This window comes from Paenibacillus sp. S-12 (assembly GCF_030363895.1).
Taxonomy (GTDB): Bacteria; Bacillota; Bacilli; order Paenibacillales; family Paenibacillaceae; genus Paenibacillus_B; species Paenibacillus_B alvei.
On record NZ_JASIUF010000005.1, the window covers coordinates 209,294 to 225,523 of the forward strand.

General features: G+C 47.9%; 19 protein-coding genes. All 19 read left to right on the forward strand.

Annotation, left to right across the window (positions count from 1 at the left end; genetic code table 11):
* The first annotated feature begins 30 nt into the window (after window positions 1–30).
* The 19 genes from NO352_RS25015 (at window position 31) to NO352_RS03850 (ending at window position 16,022) form a co-directional block, all read left to right on the forward strand.
* Entirely contained in the window at window positions 31–276 is a 246-nt protein-coding gene (locus NO352_RS25015; RefSeq protein WP_353961226.1) for a discoidin domain-containing protein, read from the forward strand.
* Window positions 255–557, forward strand: a complete 303-nt coding sequence (locus NO352_RS03765) for a hypothetical protein (RefSeq protein ID WP_289354935.1) — start codon at window positions 255–257, stop codon at window positions 555–557. Before NO352_RS25015 ends, NO352_RS03765 begins: the two co-directional genes overlap by 22 nt.
* Window positions 558–800: 243 nt before the next feature.
* Window positions 801–1,508, forward strand: a complete 708-nt coding sequence (sigK, locus tag NO352_RS03770; RefSeq protein ID WP_005547803.1) for an RNA polymerase sporulation sigma factor SigK — start codon at window positions 801–803, stop codon at window positions 1,506–1,508.
* A 211-nt stretch (window positions 1,509–1,719) separates the two neighbouring features.
* Complete coding sequence (locus tag NO352_RS03775) at window positions 1,720–2,379, forward strand: carbohydrate-binding family 9-like protein (protein ID WP_289354936.1); 660 nt, start codon at window positions 1,720–1,722, stop codon at window positions 2,377–2,379.
* A 403-nt stretch (window positions 2,380–2,782) separates the two neighbouring features.
* Window positions 2,783–3,280 carry a stage V sporulation protein AC gene (gene spoVAC / locus NO352_RS03780; protein ID WP_005547809.1) on the forward strand — a complete coding sequence of 166 codons (498 nt, stop codon included), beginning with the start codon at window positions 2,783–2,785 and terminating at the stop codon, window positions 3,278–3,280.
* A 38-nt stretch (window positions 3,281–3,318) separates the two neighbouring features.
* A complete protein-coding gene (gene spoVAD, locus NO352_RS03785) occupies window positions 3,319–4,341 on the forward strand; it encodes a stage V sporulation protein AD (protein ID WP_163975964.1) in 1,023 nt (340 codons plus the stop codon).
* 6 nt (window positions 4,342–4,347) lie between these two features.
* Complete coding sequence (spoVAE, locus tag NO352_RS03790) at window positions 4,348–4,698, forward strand: stage V sporulation protein AE (RefSeq protein ID WP_005547813.1); 351 nt, start codon at window positions 4,348–4,350, stop codon at window positions 4,696–4,698.
* A gap of 269 nt (window positions 4,699–4,967) precedes the next feature.
* The gene (locus NO352_RS03795) at window positions 4,968–5,924 is read left to right on the forward strand and encodes an AAA family ATPase (protein WP_289354937.1); all 957 of its coding nucleotides are present in this window, start codon (window positions 4,968–4,970) and stop codon (window positions 5,922–5,924) included.
* A 2-nt stretch (window positions 5,925–5,926) separates the two neighbouring features.
* A complete protein-coding gene (locus NO352_RS03800) occupies window positions 5,927–7,222 on the forward strand; it encodes a DUF58 domain-containing protein (protein WP_289354938.1) in 1,296 nt (431 codons plus the stop codon).
* Entirely contained in the window at window positions 7,219–9,492 is a 2,274-nt protein-coding gene (locus NO352_RS03805; RefSeq protein WP_289354939.1) for a transglutaminase TgpA family protein, read from the forward strand. Before NO352_RS03800 ends, NO352_RS03805 begins: the two co-directional genes overlap by 4 nt.
* Window positions 9,493–9,629: 137 nt before the next feature.
* Window positions 9,630–10,154, forward strand: coding sequence for a YqeG family HAD IIIA-type phosphatase (locus NO352_RS03810; protein ID WP_289354940.1), 525 nt, complete (start codon window positions 9,630–9,632; stop codon window positions 10,152–10,154).
* Window positions 10,155–10,165: 11 nt separating this feature from the next.
* A complete protein-coding gene (gene yqeH / locus NO352_RS03815) occupies window positions 10,166–11,269 on the forward strand; it encodes a ribosome biogenesis GTPase YqeH (RefSeq protein ID WP_040736072.1) in 1,104 nt (367 codons plus the stop codon).
* Between the two features lie 44 nt (window positions 11,270–11,313).
* Complete coding sequence (gene aroE, locus NO352_RS03820; protein ID WP_289355172.1) at window positions 11,314–12,210, forward strand: shikimate dehydrogenase; 897 nt, start codon at window positions 11,314–11,316, stop codon at window positions 12,208–12,210.
* Between the two features lie 114 nt (window positions 12,211–12,324).
* Window positions 12,325–12,615, forward strand: coding sequence for a ribosome assembly RNA-binding protein YhbY (gene yhbY / locus NO352_RS03825; RefSeq protein WP_005547826.1), 291 nt, complete (start codon window positions 12,325–12,327; stop codon window positions 12,613–12,615).
* Window positions 12,616–12,636: 21 nt separating this feature from the next.
* The gene (locus tag NO352_RS03830; protein WP_005547828.1) at window positions 12,637–13,245 is read left to right on the forward strand and encodes a nicotinate-nucleotide adenylyltransferase; all 609 of its coding nucleotides are present in this window, start codon (window positions 12,637–12,639) and stop codon (window positions 13,243–13,245) included.
* A complete protein-coding gene (gene yqeK / locus NO352_RS03835) occupies window positions 13,217–13,810 on the forward strand; it encodes a bis(5'-nucleosyl)-tetraphosphatase (symmetrical) YqeK (RefSeq protein WP_005547830.1) in 594 nt (197 codons plus the stop codon). The genes NO352_RS03830 and yqeK overlap by 29 nt, the downstream gene beginning before the upstream one ends.
* A gap of 54 nt (window positions 13,811–13,864) precedes the next feature.
* Entirely contained in the window at window positions 13,865–14,212 is a 348-nt protein-coding gene (rsfS, locus tag NO352_RS03840) for a ribosome silencing factor (protein ID WP_005547833.1), read from the forward strand.
* Window positions 14,209–15,192 carry a CvfB family protein gene (locus NO352_RS03845; protein ID WP_289354941.1) on the forward strand — a complete coding sequence of 328 codons (984 nt, stop codon included), beginning with the start codon at window positions 14,209–14,211 and terminating at the stop codon, window positions 15,190–15,192. Before rsfS ends, NO352_RS03845 begins: the two co-directional genes overlap by 4 nt.
* A gap of 68 nt (window positions 15,193–15,260) precedes the next feature.
* Window positions 15,261–16,022: a class I SAM-dependent DNA methyltransferase gene (locus NO352_RS03850; RefSeq protein ID WP_289354942.1), complete on the forward strand. Its 762-nt coding sequence runs from the start codon at window positions 15,261–15,263 to the stop codon at window positions 16,020–16,022.
* The last annotated feature ends 208 nt before the right edge of the window (window positions 16,023–16,230 follow it).

Sequence of the window (16,230 nt, forward strand, 5' to 3'; positions counted from 1 at the left end):
ATACAATACCGGTATGAAAATTAATCTAGTATAGACTGGGAGAATGCCCGGGCTAAAACTTACAAACTCCTTGTTTCCGACGGTAATCAGCATTGGATCAGTGTGATCAAGGGGAATGACGAAATCATTACTGCGCATGCCGGAAAAGAAACCGTTCATTTTGATCCAGTCAAAGCCAGGTACGTCAAATTCCAAGGCGTTCAAAAAATACGGAATACGGATATTCCTTCTATGAATTTGGCGTATATAATCTTATGCGGCGCGGCGATGCGGTAACTCTGATCGATGGCGCAAGAGCTACGATAGACGTCGGTGCAGGGAGATTAACGATTGATGGCCAGGTAATGAACGGAAGTAAGTCCAAAGTGAATTTGAAAGTGCTCGATTCGAAAGGGAAAGACCGGTACGAAGGCCAGATAACAAGCTCGGAAACGGGAAGTTTCCAATTCACGATCAAACTTACCGGTAATCTAAAGGGAGCGGACGACGCCTATCTATGGATAGAGGGAATGTCGACGCCAGTGAAGTTTACATTCGACTACAGCAAAAAGAACTAATGTTTCGCAAAAATAAAGCCATGGACGGAGCGTTATTTCCACGTTGTGATCCTTTTGAATCAGTCCTGATGGTCGTCAGGGAATTATGTGCCGGAGATGAATGAGTAAGCCAAGGGAAATAATTAAATTGCATTGCGCCATATTCTTTTCCCCGTACAGGCACGCATAGGCAGCCGCCCACATAGAATGTAACGTTCTCATTCGGATAACCATGAGGGTGTTTACGTCTTAGGAGGTGGAGTAATGCTTGGGTTTTTGTCGTCGATCGCCATGTTCATTAAGCAGATTTCTTTATTGGTATCCTATGTAAAAAATAACGCGTTCCCCCAACCATTAGCGGAAGAAGAAGAAATGAAGCATTTGCGCTTAATGGCCGAAGGGAATGCCCATTCAAGAAATATGCTGGTTGAACATAATTTAAGGCTGGTAGCCCATATTGTGAAGAAATTTGATAACACGGGCGAGGATCTGGAGGATTTAATTTCGATCGGTACGATTGGATTGATTAAGGCAATTGAAAGCTTTCAGCCGAACAAAGGGACGAAGCTGGCTACCTTCGCCGCTCGATGTATTGAAAATGAGATCCTTATGCATTTAAGATCCTTGAAAAAGACGCGCAAGGATGTATCGCTGCATGATCCGATTGGAACGGACAAAGAAGGCAATGAAATCACCCTGATCGATATCCTTGGCACGGAAAGCGATGAGGTGGTCGATAAGGTACAACTAAAGATCGAGAAAAGCAAAATTTATCGCAACCTGGATATATTGGATGAGCGGGAGCAAGAAGTGATCCGCGGCCGCTTCGGATTAGATGGGGGCGGCGATGAGCGCACCCAGCGGGAGATTGCCAAGGAATTGGGCATTTCACGTTCTTATGTGTCACGGATTGAAAAGCGGGCGCTGATGAAGCTGTATCATGAGTTTTATAAGAATAAAGGACATATTTAAGGGACGGAATTAAACATATAGTTATTAGTGCAGAGCTGCCAGGCTACCCTAGCGGCTCTTTTGACATGAATAAATAAAATAACTGGGAAGCAAATTTATCCTCATGTATCACGTAAGTTATCTTTATTTTGCTATACTAAATAGAGTATGGGGATTATAGACTATATTTTTACAAAGACAACTATAGATGGAACATAAGGAGAGATTATTAATGGTATCGGGTGTTCATCAAGGGAATAGCTCTGCAGCACCACGCTTGGCGCAGCTTCCAGAATATCAATGTACATATATGGAAAGCGGTATGCCGGATTGGAGCTTGGCGGATTCGGTGGAGCTTGTCGATGTGGTAACGGGAGCATCCCCGCGTCAGAAAACCAGGGTAAGGGCTTGCTGGACAGATGCGGTATTATATATGCGATTTGAATGTGAGGATGATAACATTGTCAGTCCGTATACAGATCGGGACGATCCTTTATATGAGGCAGATGTTGTGGAGTGCTTCCTTGATACGATCGGGGATGGGCGTGCTTACTATGAGTTTAATGTAAGTCCTCATAATGTTGTGTTTGATGCATATATTACGAACCTGTCCGGGGAACCGAAGGGTTTCCATCCGGAGTGGAACGCAGAGCATCTTCGAACCTCGGTCTTGTATGTCAATGTACCAGAACGTCAGGTAATTTATGAATTAGCAATTCCCTTTGAGGACTTGAAGGCCAAGACACCAGAATTGGGGAGCTGCTATCGAGTGAATTGGTTCCGTATCGATCAAGATACGCTTGGCGCTCGAAGCTATGATGCTTGGTCGCCAACAGGGGCTGTTAATTTCCACATGCCTGAGCGGTTCGGACTTCTTCGTTTTACGAAATAAATAGAGATATAAGTATCTACAAGCGCCTTTTGAGCCCATATGCCGCAGCTTACAGTGTTGTGGGGGATGAAGGGCGTTTTTGTGTTGGCTAGCTGCTTTTTCTGTGACAGATCATAAGAAGGTGCATACACTATTGTATTGTATGGGGGATTAGCGGGTCATGTTAAGGAGGAGATGACGATAGGATCTCAGGGGTTGGCACCATTTTTTCATTGTATCGTGCTTGTTCTGTTCATCCTGCTTGCCATTTGCTTGCTGCTGCTGCATGTTCGTCGGATGATGTAGCCTTGTTGAGCGAAGTTAGGTGACGCATGACATATTCCATGTCCAAAATACAAATACTGTGTAGGAATGATGATGCAAATGAAATGATGCTACACAAGTATGATGAGGAGGTGGATTTATGGCGTCATCTACGAAATCCGGCACGCCGAAATGGAAATCGGGCAATTGGACGCTTTCTGAGCAAGAGTATAAACAAATCGCCAGCCGCCGGGAACCATCAAGAACGGTAGGGAAAAATTGCCTTCGCGCGTTCCTAGTCGGCGGTACGATCTGTTTAATTGGACAAGGCATTCAACAGCTATATATGACGTATTTGGGCATGAATGAGAAAGAAGCTGGGAATCCCACAGTCGTCACATTAATCCTCATATCCGTCATTCTAACATGTCTCGGGGTATACGATAAAATCGCACAGTGGGCCGGTGCAGGGACGGCAGTTCCTGTAACAGGCTTCGCCAACTCCATGTGCTCTGCAGCGCTGGAGCATCGCAGCGAAGGGCTCGTGCTTGGTGTAGGTGCGAACATATTTAAACTGGCAGGCTCTGTAGTTGTGTTTGGTACGGTTGCCGCCTTTTTCGTGGCATTGATCTACTTGATCTTTGGGCTCTCGCATTGACCTGATGTTTCATCTTTGCACTAGGAAGGAGGATTCGGATGCAAGTTGGACGTCATACATGGCGATTTCAGAGTGAGCCAGCGATTATCGGCACGGCGACGGTTGTAGGGCCTGATGAGGGACAAGGGCCGCTGGCGGCAGATTTTGATTATATACATGATACGCTTGATATGGAGGAAAAAAGCTGGGAGAAAGCCGAGCGCAAGCTATTGGAGCAGGCGACACAGCTTGCTATTGTGAATTCCAATATTACGCAGGAAGAGTTGAATTTTTTTGTCGGCGGAGATTTGTTGAATCAAATTATAAGCAACTCATTTGCTGCACGTTCGTTAGGTGTCCCTTACATTGGTGTGTTCGGTGCGTGCTCAACTTCGATGGAATCACTTGCAGTCGCTTCCTTACTCGTAGATTCGGGCAATGCGAATAAAGTAATGGCGGCTACCTGCAGTCATAACTGTACAGCAGAGAAGCAATTTCGATATCCGACAGAGTATGGATCCCAGAAGCCTCCAACAGCGCAGTATACGGTGACGGGTGCTGGTGCGGCTGTAGTGGCCAAGCCCGAAAAGGGGTATTCCTCCATGCCAAGAGTAACGGCGGCCACAATTGGCAAGATTGTAGATCTTGGAATAAAGGATCCGTTCAATATGGGAGCAGCTATGGCACCAGCCGCTGTGGATACGATACAGACACATTTAATTGATTTGGATCGTAAGCCACAGGACTATGACCTTATTTTAACAGGCGACCTAGCTTCTATAGGTCTCTCGATTGCAAACGACCTGTTCCAAAAGAATGGGCTGCATATGGAGCGAACTAACTTCAGCGATTGCGGGCTTATGGTATATGACTTGAACAAGCAGGCCGTACAAGCAGGAGGAAGTGGATGCGGATGTTCGGCAGTCGTTACATATGGCCATATTATGAAGCAATTGCGCGCACGGAAGCTGAAGAGAGTGCTTGTTGCAGCTACTGGAGCGCTGCTCTCTCCGCTTTCCTATCAGCAAGGAGAGACGATTCCTTGTATAGCGCATGCGGTTACGCTTGAAATGAAGGGATGAAGCAAAATGATTTATGTGTGGGCTTTTATCATAGGTGGGTTAATCTGTGTCATTGGTCAGCTGATGTTCGATGTCGCTAAGCTGACCCCGGCGCACACGATGACCATCCTTGTTGTGGCGGGGGCCATTATTGATGGGCTCGGCTGGTATGAGCCGCTCATCAATTTCGCAGGAGCGGGCGTGACAGTTCCGATTACGAGCTTTGGCAACTCACTGGTTCACGGAGCTCTAACGGAAATTAAGTCTTCTGGATGGGTAGCTCCTGTCAGCGGCATGTTCAAGACAACGAGTGCAGGAATATCTGCTGCTATTGTGTTCTCCTTTTTAGCTGCGCTGGTCATTCGACCTAAGGGGTAGCGTCTGCACGATAACGCAACACTCTATAAGCAAAAAACATGAAAGCTCTGATTCCATCTCGGATGGTCACAGGGCTTTTTTGTGTGCATTTTGTCTAATCATTCGTTCGCGAATGGCGTAATATCTGGCAAGATCCACAATGCGATGACATGTACGTTCTTCCTAGGATGGTGTAAAATGAAAAAATGTACGTAACGTTATAAAACGTTATCATGTGGAGTTTTTCTATTTTACGACAACAGAATGGTACCCAATAGGAGGTCGTTGCCATGTCATCCTACCAATCGTTGCATTCCATTATGCGGAAGATGCAAGCGACATTGGAACGATGTATTTTAGGAAAGTCTCGCGAGATTGAACTGCTGCTAACGGCGATGTTGGCTGGGGGGCATGTACTTATAGAAGATGTTCCTGGTACGGGAAAGACACAGCTTGTAAAATCGCTAGCTCGTACGATGAATGGAATTTTTCGCCGTGTTCAGTGTAATCCGGATTTGCTCCCTACCGATATTACAGGCGTATTCGTATTCCATCCCAAGGATCAACAATTCGTATACCGTCCAGGCCCGATTATGGCCAACGTATTGCTCGTAGATGAAATAAACCGCGCCACCACGAAGACACAATCAGCTCTGCTTGAAGCAATGGAGGAGCATCATATTACGGTAGATGGGGAAACCTTTCCACTGCCATCTCCTTTTGTCATGTTCGCAACACAGAACCCGATCGAATTCGAGGGGACATATGTACTCCCGGAAGCTCAGCTCGATCGCTTTATGTTCAAGCTCAAGCTCGGTTATCCGGATGAGCAGACGGAACGTACGATGCTGATTCGCCACGCAGAAGGCCTGCCTTCGGAAAGAGCGGAGCAGGTTACGGACATTGACTCCATCAAATTGATGCAGGAGGAGGTGCGCAGCATATATATCGATGATGCAGTTGCGGCCTATATGATTGATATTATTCGTGCGACTCGTGAACAAGCGCATGTCCTGCTCGGAGCGAGTCCGCGCGCATCTGTTGCATTAATGCAGGCGGCTAAGGCGAGAGCTTGGATTCACGAACGGAATTTCGTAACTCCTGATGATGTAAAGGAACTGCTGCCTTTCGTATTAACACACCGGATCGTATTGCGAATGGAAGCCAAGATGGATGGCATTACGGCAGAGCAAATTATACATGGCGTTACAGAACGCGTTAGAGTACCCGTTCGATTGGGGACGTAATTATGTTGAACAAATCGCAACGCATCTGGAAGTCTAAAGGATCTCGGCTGCGAACTATAGCTGCTGTAGCACTTATGTACATATCGTGCTTATTCTACTTTTTATTTCAGGGTGGCAAAACATCTGTCATGCTGTTCGCTATGGCAACTGTTTTACTGTTCTATTGGATTGTTGTGTTATTCGGCGGGATTCGCAAGGTACAGGGGCAAAGAGCGATAGGAGATGGCTCGGGGGTTTACTTTCCCGCCCAATCGCAGTTGTTCATTACACTACAGGTAACCGTGCCTGGCTTCATGCCGATCCCCTACATCGTTGTCCACGATGATCTTCATCGCTTCGGCATCAGCTACAGTACAATAGAATCTGCGGTCGCATTAGGAGCAGGACGTTCGGCAGCGATCACCTACCGAACCCCAGCCTTGGCAAGAGGCTATTATGAATTTGTTCCGACATCATGCGTCTCCCGAGATTTGTTCGGCTTATTTGAGCAAAATGGGGTGTTGAACGCTCCTTCAACCTTCTATGTTACGCCATCTGTCGTTGCTATCCCGAGATGGACACTGGCTGAACGTCAGGCGGGTCAAGGGTCTCATGCGACCTCCTCAGTTCGGCGGCATAGAGAGTCCTCGCAGCAGAATGGTGTGCGTGAATATGTATACGGGGACAAACTATCTCGCATTCATTGGAATGCAACAGCGAAGACAGGAACACTGAAGACGAGGCAATTCGATCCGGAGTCGCCATCGCCAATTGTGCTTGTGTTGGATTGCCGCGCTTCTTCTTATGAAGGCAATAAGAGTGGGGCAGAACAACGCTTTGAGGTTGCCGTGTCAGCGATGGCCTCCCTTGTACAATATGGGGCGCAGTGTCAACGTCCAACTTATGTGGCCGCAATCGGAGTACGTCTCGTCTGGTGGTCGGCCGAGCAGGCACAGCCGGGCGTTGCTTCATTCCAAAAATGGATGTCGACTGTTCAATTGGAATCAGCATCAACAGAAGACAACGAAAAGCTGCTCGTAGCACTTACCGAACAAGCTTCACTGCTTCATGGATCGACCCTCGCCTTTATCAGTGGTCATACAACCTCGGATGTGCTGCTGTATACAAGGACATTGTCGAAGTTCGGATGTTCGGGAAGCTTTATTCATGTAAAGGGTCATGTACCTGTCGAAAAAAGCATTGAACACAACGAAAGCCGCCAATCGCTGGTACATTTGCTCGCAACCCAGCGTTTACACTACATTCCCTTGATCCATGCGGAGGAACTGCCGAAGCTTCTAGGAGGTGGGGCAGTATGAAGACAGAACTTTCTTCTACCTCTCGTACCTCCACGGTGCAGAAGGCCGAAGATCGAATACAATTGTGGCTGTTCTCTTATTGGACGGAACGAGTAATATGGACCTGCATGATTGTAATGGGCTGGCAGTGGCTTGTTATGCTTGAGCCATATTGGTATGACGAAACGTTAGCAATGTCACGCGTGTTCATGATTGTTTTATGGGGAGCGGTCATGTTGTTTCCAGCTCGTTTCCTGGGCAGACTGATAATCGCTTTTCCTGCTTTGTGCTATATCGTATATCGGTACCTCATTCAGTTCGATCTGTGGACAGATGGGGGCGGCAAGTGGGATCGTTTGACTCAGTTCCATCCTTATATTTGGTTTCTGCTGGGGCTGTGGCTGTGCTGTGAGACCCTTATTATGCTTCTGCAAGGCAAGGCGCGCGTTATTATTTGGCTGCTCGTTCAAATCATTTTATTTGGCCTTCTTGACTCGTTTACTGACGAATATTTATGGATGCAGGTAGCATGGATCGTAGGCTCGTCTCTCATATGGCTGATTTGCATTCATTATAAAAATATGAAAGTACAGTATCCGAACATATGGCGCGGGTCAATACGATATCCACTTCAGATGGGCTTGCTAGCGGTGTTTGTGATTTCATTGATTATTTCCGTTGGAGTCAGTGTACCGGAAGTAGAGCCAATGTTGACCGATCCCTACACTGCTTGGAACAACCGTTATGGCGATGGAAATAATCCGATGTCGGATCTCATGTCAAGAGTAACGGGGAGTGAAAGCGGTACGGGCTCTCGTCCCAGCACATCAGGTTACAGCCATTCCGATTTAGAGCTGGGCAATGGCTTTGACATGGATTATTTGCCGGTTATGAGCGTAAATACGGAAATGCGCGGCTACTGGCGGGGAGAAACAAAGGAAGAGTATACCGGACAGGGCTGGCTGAAGGTGCCGAATCGGAATTTCATTTTTCAACCCGGAGAGCATCTCTCAATAGAGGACAAGCCTGCTGCTCATGTACCAACCCGTAAGGTGAAGCAAACCATTACGATGCAAAATAAGGATTCGTATCCGGTGTTGTTCGGCATAGGGGCAATCGAATCCGTAGCAGAAATGAACTCTGCTGATGACGCCGTATTGCGCTGGAATGAGGAAGACGGTGTTGTTGGGTATGAGGATGCGAATAAGGGACACTATCCGACAAGCTATGCACTGACGTCACGAGTACCGATGTTTTCTGACGACGATTTGCGCAGGGCATCGCGGCAATTGTTTGGCACTGTACAAGAAGAAAGATTTCAAAAGTATTTACAGATCCCTGACACGCTTCCACAGCGTGTAAAGGATTTGGCGCGGACTTTAACGGAGGGTCAGACGAATTACTTTGACAAGGTGAAAAAGATAGAGGACTATTTGCGCAAGCAGTACTTGTATACGAATGCACCGAATTTATCGCTGCGCAAGAGTGAGGACTTTGTTGACGCCTTCCTGTTCGAAATCAGGGAAGGATATTGCGATCACTTTTCCACCTCGATGGCGGTTCTCCTTCGATCGGTTGGTATACCTACACGCTGGGTAAAGGGATATGCACCAGGAACTCGGCAGATCGAGAATGTGTCCAACCATGAGCTGATGGAACAATCGGATGACAACGGAGCCGGCACTTACAAGGTGACGAATGCAGAGGCTCATTCTTGGGTGGAAGTGTACATGGGTGAATACGGCTGGATTTCATTCGAGCCGACACCGGGCTTCAGTTATCCGCGCTATCAACAGCAGGAAGAGAAGATGCCTGAGCCAGAGAAGAAGGAAGAAGAGAAGCCGGAAGAGACGCCAAAGGAGAAGAAGCCAGATATGAAGAAGGAGGAGCATGATGCTCCACTTCCGGTATGGCTTGTTCAGGGGGCAAAGTGGGTCGTTATCGTCATGGCGGCGGTAGTTTTACTACTATTATTGTGGAAATGGAGAACGATAGGCTTCTCCCTTCGATTCTTCGGGCTGCTTAAGCGCAATCTTTCGTATAAGGAACAGATCATTTTGCATACGGATCTGTGGCTCAGTTATTGCAGATGGAAGGGAATGCGCAAGGCGCCGCACGAGACGGTGCGCGAAGCTGCACGAAGATGGTCGGAACAGCAAGAGGAGAGAGGACCCTCAGCTGCTATAATCGTCAATAAGTTCGAACAGGCGAAGTATGGCGGACAACCTGTAAGCGAGTCAGATGTCCAACAACTGAAAGACGCAATCCGCGCATATAAACGTTCCGGCTAACTAGGAAGTTCGTTCAAATGTTCAGATTATGCCAGTATATGTGACAAATGAAAGTCGTTCCGCATAGGAACGGCTTTTTTTTGCACGAAAAACAAAGAATATGGTATAGTTTTTCGTATGAAAACGAGGTGACCGCTTTGTTGGAAAGGCTTATTCCCCGTCTTCGGGTTCGTACTGTGTACGACATTAACCTTGTAGAGCTACAGAATCAAGGTTACAAGGGGATTATTACAGACTTGGATAATACGCTTGTCGGCGCGAAGGAACCTTTGGCAACGCCTGAATTATCGGCTTGGCTCGAACAGGCCCAGCAAATGGGTTTTCAAGTGGTGATCGTGTCAAATAACGATCATCCGCGAGTTTCCCGTTTTGCAACACCGCTCAATATTCCGTTTGTGAATTCAGCACGGAAGCCTTCGCAACGGGCCTTTCATCAAGCATTGAAGCTGATGGGGCTGACACCTGAGCAAGCGGTGGTGGTAGGAGATCAAATGTTGACCGATGTGCTCGGAGGCAACCGCATCGGTATGTTTACGATATTAGTTGATCCGATCGCGATTCAAGATGAAGGTTGGATGACGCGCATTAATCGGCGAGTCGAACGCATCGTAACGAAACGATTACGAAAAAAAGGACTGTGGCACGAGGAGGAACGACATTGACAGAAGAACAAATGGCACGGAAGTGCAGCGGCTGCGGTGCGGAACTGCAAATTGAGAATCCGGAAGCATCCGGCTACGTGCCGGCAAAAGCGTTGGAACGGACGCCTGTAATTTGCCAGCGCTGCTTTCGAATAAAAAATTACAATGAAGCAATATCCGTCGCATTCGATCAAGATGAATTTCTTCGCTTGTTAGGCCGTATCGGTGAAGAAGACGCACTCGTTATTCATATCGTCGATTTATTCGACTTTGACGGCAGTATTATTTCCGGTTTGCAGCGATTTGTCGGGAATAACCCAGTATTGCTCGTCGTGAATAAGATCGATTTGCTGCCGAAGGTAACGAATTGGAACCGCATGATCAATTGGGTGCAGCGCCAAGCGAAGGAGCACGGCATTCGGATCGTGGACATTGCACTTGTGAGCGCAAAGCGCAATCTTGGCTTCGATCGTCTGATCGAACAGGTTGCTGATTGGCGCGGCGATCGCGATGTTTATGTCGTTGGGGCTACAAATGTAGGGAAGTCAACGTTAATTAATCGCTTGATTCGGGACTATAGTGATTTGGACGGGGAGCTTACCACTTCGCGCTATCCGGGTACAACCCTGGATATGATTCATATTCCACTCGATGACGGCAAGCATATTATTGATACGCCGGGGATTGTTTATAAGAGCCGTTTAACAGAGCTGGCTAGCCGTGAGGACTTGTCTGCTCTGCTGCCGGACAAATCTTTGAAGCCGGCCGTATATCAATTGAATGAAGGGCAAACGCTGTTCTTTGGCGCTTTTGCTCGTTTTGACTTTGTAGAAGGGGAACGTCAATCCTTCACATGCTATTTGTCCAATGATCTTCCGATCCATCGGACGAAGCTTGAACGTGCGGACGAGCTCTACCGCGATCATCGTGGTGAATTGCTCGCTCCACCGACGCGTGAACGAATTGACGAGCTTCCAGCATGGACGAAGCACCAGTTCCGCATTGGACGCGGAGGAGCGACAGATGTATTCATTTCCGGCTTAGGCTGGATTAAGTGCAATGGTACAACCGGCGCATTGGTGGAAGTTCATGCGCCTAAGGGAGTCAAGGTGCTTGCTCGCCACTCCTTAATTTAGCAATTTGGGAGAAGAGAACGTCAACAGGTAGGGGGATGGGCTTGATGGCAGCTAAGGGTGCAGCATACTCGAACAATATCGTACGGAACTTGGATACAAGCTCCAAGGTTTATGCGGTAATCGGTGATCCGATTGCGCATTCCAAATCTCCGCTTATGCATAATGCAGCCTTGCAGGAGATGGAAGTGAACGGGGTATATACTGCTTTTCATGTAAAGCCGGAGCAGTTAGAGCATGCAGTAGCTGGCATCCGTGCGCTTGGATTCGGAGGTGTCAACGTTACGATTCCGCATAAGGAGCAGGTAATGGCATATTTGGACGAGATTGATGAAAGCGCCCGAGTCATTGGGGCAGTCAATACGATAGTTCACTGTGAAGGCAAGCTATATGGGTATAATACGGATGGTTTAGGATATGTGCGTTCCTTGCAGGAAGAGATGCAAGCAGATATTCCATCCTCCCGGATTGTAATCATAGGGGCGGGTGGCGCAGCTCGTGGTATCGCGTATGCGCTTCTCGCAGAAGGCTGTAAAGAGCTTACCATCGCCAATCGTACAGTAGAACGCGCGCATGCGCTTGCGGAGGACTTGTCTGGATTCGGCAAGGTAAGGTCGGTTATGCTAAACGATACACCAGCTATTCCACCGCAAGACGTCGATATTGTGATTCAAACGACCTCGGTCGGCATGCACCCGCATATCGATGAGATGCCTGTAGCCAAGGAATGGCTTCAATCTCATATGCTTGTCAGTGACATCATCTATAATCCACTGGAAACAGCGCTGCTGCAAGCTGCCAAGGCACAAGGATGCCGTATTCACAATGGCCTTGGTATGTTCGTGCATCAAGGGGCCATTGCATTTGAGCTGTGGACAGGGATGAAGGCTCCGACAGAATTGATGCGGCAGAAGGTTCTGGAGACGCTGAATTGTAAGCAGTGAAGTGGAAATCGTGATATAGTAGTAATTTCAGATCAATGGTGTGAGTCTTGCCATCAGTGGGCAGACGATACGCAATCACATAATTTATGAATAGATAAGGCAGGTTAAACTTATATGCTAACGGGTAAACAAAAACGCTATCTCCGCTCTCTTGCACATCATTTACAGCCTATTTTCCAAGTAGGCAAGGGCGGTATGAATGATCAGCTTGTTCGTCACGTGGAAGATGCAATTGAGAAGCGTGAATTAATGAAGGTTTCTGTATTGAACAACTGCTTGGAGGATCCGCGTGAAATCGGAGAAGAGCTCGCATCACGTTCTGGCTCTGAGCTTGTTCAAGTCATTGGCAAAACAATCGTATTGTACAAGGAATCGACTGATCACAAACAGATTGAACTGCCATAACGATCACTGGAGGTTACCGACATGAAGTTCGTAGGGATCATGGGCGGCACTTTCGACCCGATTCATCTCGGACATCTAGTGGCGGCGGAATGTGCCCGAGAAACGGCTTCTTTGGACGAGGTATGGTTTATGCCGGCACATGTCCCTCCGCATAAATCGCATCGTCCGTCAGCTTCTGCGGAGCAGCGGCTGGAAATGGCGAAGCTGGCGGTACAAGGGAATCCGCACTTTCGAGTCTGTGATTGGGAAATTAGACATGGAGGCGTATCCTACACGCTGGACACCGTCAAAGGGCTGCGCGAGGAGTATCCGGATACCGAGTGGGCATGGATTATCGGTGGTGATATGGTTGCCTATTTGCCTCAATGGCATCACATTGACGAGTTGATGGAACAAATTCGGTTCATTGGACTGCACCGACCGGGGTCGAATTGGGATACTTCTAAGATTCCTGCTTCGTGGGCTTCCCGCCTCATCGAAAGCCAGATGCCGCAGATGGATATCTCATCGACTGATATTCGTCAGCGTATCGCCGAAGGAAGATCGATTGCGTACATTGTACCGGATCAGGTTCAACAGTATATAGCGAGGTGGGGTCTATATGAATCGGACACGCGAACAACTGATTGAGGCAGTTCAAATGCAAATGCCCGCTGCACGTTGGCAGCACACGCAAGGGGTAATGACGACAGCTGTTCAATTGGCGAAAAAGTACGGTGCAGACCCGGACAAGGCTGATCTTGCAGCGATTCTGCATGATGTTGCAAAATATTGGCAGACTGATCGGATGGAGCGCATGATCCGTGAACATCATATGCCGTCTGAATTGCTGGAGCATGACAAGCAATTATGGCATGCGCCCGTAGGCGCGTATGTGGCGGAGCATGAATACGGGATTGAGGATGTAGAAATACTGGATGCAATCAGATACCATACTTCTGGTCGCGAGAAGATGACACTTCTGGATAAGGTTGTATGTCTGGCCGACTATATCGAGCCAGGCCGGGATTTCCCGGGAGTAGAGCATATCCGTGTACTGGCTGAGCAGAATCTGAATGCGGCGCTTATCGCTGGCTTTGATTCCACGATATCGTTCCTCATTGAGCGCCGGCGGCGAATTTTCCCGCTTACGATCAGTGCCCGCAACGGTCTACTTGCAGAGCTGGAAGCAGAATTGGAACAGCAAGCGGATTAAGGATTTTGTAGCACTTATGAATACAAGGTTCAAACCTAATGTGGAGGTAATTGAATGGCAATCAACACAAAACAATTGCTCGATATCGCCGTAAACGCGGCAGAAGATAAAAAAGCGATGGATCTTATTGCGCTAGATTTGCAAGGTATTTCTCTTATTGCAGATTATTTTGTAATCTGCCACGGGAACTCGGACACTCAGGTTCAAGCGATTACGAACGAAATTCGCAAGCGTGTGCATGAAGCGGGCGGACAAGTACGCGGTACGGAAGGTTTTGATTCTGCACGTTGGGTGCTCATCGATCTGGGCGACGTCATCGTTCATGTGTTCCACCGCGAAGAACGTGAATACTACAACATTGAAAAACTGTGGTCTGACGCGAAAGTAGTGGAGTTTGCATGATTTGGGAAGCAGGTACAATTCAACGTTTAGAAGTTGCACGTGAAGTTTCTCCGTACGGATATTTTCTGACGAACGGAGAGCAGGATGTGCTTCTGCATTATACAGAGCTTACGGACAAAGTAAAGCCAGGCGATCACGTGGAAGTGTTCTTGTACTATGACACGGAAGATCGTATCGCTGCGACAATGAAGCGTCCTCTTTTGACATTAGGGGAAGTTGCGAAGCTTAAGGTTGCTGATATTCATAAAAAGTATGGCTGCTTCCTAGAGATGGGCATTGGGCGTCAGTTGCTGCTCCCGAAGGGCGAGCTTCCTGAGTTCGAACCGCTTCATCCCCAGGTTGGGGACGAGGTGTACGTGCGCATGGAACAGGATCGGTACGGCCGTCTTATTGCACTTCCAGCCCGTGAAGATGATTTGGTTCCTTCTATGTTCAAGGCGCCGGAGTCATGGAACAATACATGGCGCGACGCGGTAGTATACCGTCCGCTCAAGATGGGAACCTTCGTTGTTGTGGACGGTGCGCCAGTTGGAGAAGGCGTGATCGGATTTCTGCATGAATCCCTGCGTCCGCGTCTGCTTCGTTTAGGAGAAGCAGTCCGTGTTCGTATTACGCATGTTCGTGAGGATGGTCGAGTCAATGTTACGATGGCGGAGCGCAAGGAAGTGGGCATGGATCAAGATGCGGAACGCTTGTTCACCTTCTTGAAGGAGCGTCCGAATGGTACAATGCCTTATTCTGATGAAACGCCGGCTGATATTGTGAAGCAGCGCTTCGGGATTAGCAAATCTGCATTCAAGCGTGCCATTGGACGTTTGATGAAGGCAGGAATCATTCGTCAGAAGGGGAACTGGACGGAACTGACGGAAGCCGCTTCTGCGATGGATAAGGAGCAGCTTCACAAGGCTCTCGAGGCTGCACAAGCCGAGGCACGGGAGGCGCATAAGATGCGCTCTCGCGGCAGCGACAATGCACGATAGGTTGTTCGCCATCAGCCAATGTGGATGATGGGAGATTAGAGCAGCTCCAGCAGGGGAAGTGAAGATGGATGATTTCTTATGGACGTATAGCTGAGGTCTATGATCGATTAATGGGAGATATGCCGTACGAGCAATGGGTCTCCTTTGCCAACCAAGCTTGGGAGCGCTTCGGGAGCGGAGAGGTGCGTTCAATCGTTGACCTTGGCTGCGGAACAGGGAGTACGGCTATACCGTTAGCCAAGTTAGGTTATGATGTTATCGGCATCGACATTTCTGAATCTATGCTGTCTATTGCAAATAACAAGTTGTTGGAGACGGGGCCGATTTTAGGAAGTGTTCGCTGGGCTCATCAGGATATGTGCGCGTGGACAATGCCTGATGAGGCAGATGCGGTCGTTTCTTTTTGCGATAGTTTGAACTATGTGACTGAAGAGGAAGACGTGAAGCGTGCATTTCAAGCTACGTTCAATAATTTGAAATCTGGCGGCTTGTTCTTGTTCGATGTACTGCATGCTCGTCAGTTTGAGGAGTATGCCGAGACGCAGCCGTTTGCATATGATGATGAAGATGTTTCATACCTCTGGTTCTCGGATTATGACGAAGAACGCCAAGAGATTGAACATCAATTAACTTTATTCGTTCGCCAGCAGGGCGGAGAACTGTATGAACGGATTGACGAGATACATGTAGAGCGAGCTTACGATCCGAGTTGGCTGGAAGTTATGCTGAAGGAAGTCGGCTTTGACCGTGTCGAGCAATTTGCGGATTTTGCATGGCAGTCTCCAGACGACGAGTCACGGCGAATATTTATGATCGCTGTGAAGCCTTAAATAAATAATGGTTGTACATAATCCTGATGCGATGTTACATCATTATGTCTGTTTATGTCTGTCGTAGCATGTGAAATCTGGTGATACGTTTTCATTATAAGGCGAACAAACAAGAAAGTTTTGGAGTTGCTTGGCGATCATTGACAATAAGTAAATTTTTCATTATGATATAGCTACTTGCACCTATTTGGTGCACAATAATCACATT